We start from the raw sequence: 773 nt of genomic DNA on the forward strand, positions 1-773 counted from the left end.
CCGTCCGGCTCCGATTGCTCCTGCATGGATACAGGGCGGTGTATGCCACCGTGGCGATTTCGTAAAGCTGCGCCGACGCTTGGTATTTTACCGAACCAAATTCTCGAACCTCACGCAATCATGGAGCTTTCCACGAGAATATAACAAATCATACCCTTATCAAATATTGGGATCAGATATTTTTCTGCGAGAAATTCCTTGAATAGTGTATCACCCACACGAAATCAGCGCCATCGCCTGCTCATGACCTGGGCGCAGGCGCTTGAGAGACGACATGCGCTCTTGCCCCGAACGGGAGAGGCACCGTGTCGCTGCCCCAGCAAGCCACCACCCGCAACCTGCTGCTTCGGGCGCTCTCGCCCGACGACTTCGCCCAGCTCCAGCCGCACCTGGAGCCGATGACGTCCCAGCTGCGCGAGGAGCTGATCGAGGCGGGGGAGCCGATCAGGGAACTCTACTTCCCGGAGACCGGCTTCGCCTCGGTCGTGGTCGGCGGCATGGCGCAGAGGATCGAGGTCGGGCTGATCGGCAGGGAGGGCCTCGTCGGTGCCGCACCGCTGCTGCTGGGGACCGACAGCACCCCGCAGCAATCGTTCGTCCAGATGGCCGGCGAGCTCCTGCGGATCGACGCCGCTGCGCTGCGCGCCGCCGCCCTGGAGAGCGCGAGCCTGCGGACCCTCCTCTTGCGTTACATCCACACCCAGATGATCCAGACGTCACTGACGGTCTATGCCCACGCTTCCCTCAACCTGGAAGGTCGTCTCGCCCGCTGG

2 protein-coding genes are annotated in these 773 nt (G+C 62.4%); both read left to right on the forward strand.

Translation table 11 applies throughout. The annotated features are described in order from the left end of the window. A partial coding sequence (locus VQ02_RS38840) for a hypothetical protein (RefSeq protein WP_209437095.1) occupies positions 1-202 on the forward strand: 202 nt, incomplete at its 5' end. Positions 203-305: 103 nt separating this feature from the next. Continuing rightward, positions 306-773: Crp/Fnr family transcriptional regulator (locus VQ02_RS32005; protein ID WP_053080630.1), on the forward strand; the 468-nt coding region annotated here is incomplete at its 3' end.

It is taken from the genome of Methylobacterium variabile, assembly GCF_001043975.1.
GTDB classification, from domain to species: Bacteria; Pseudomonadota; Alphaproteobacteria; order Rhizobiales; family Beijerinckiaceae; genus Methylobacterium; species Methylobacterium variabile.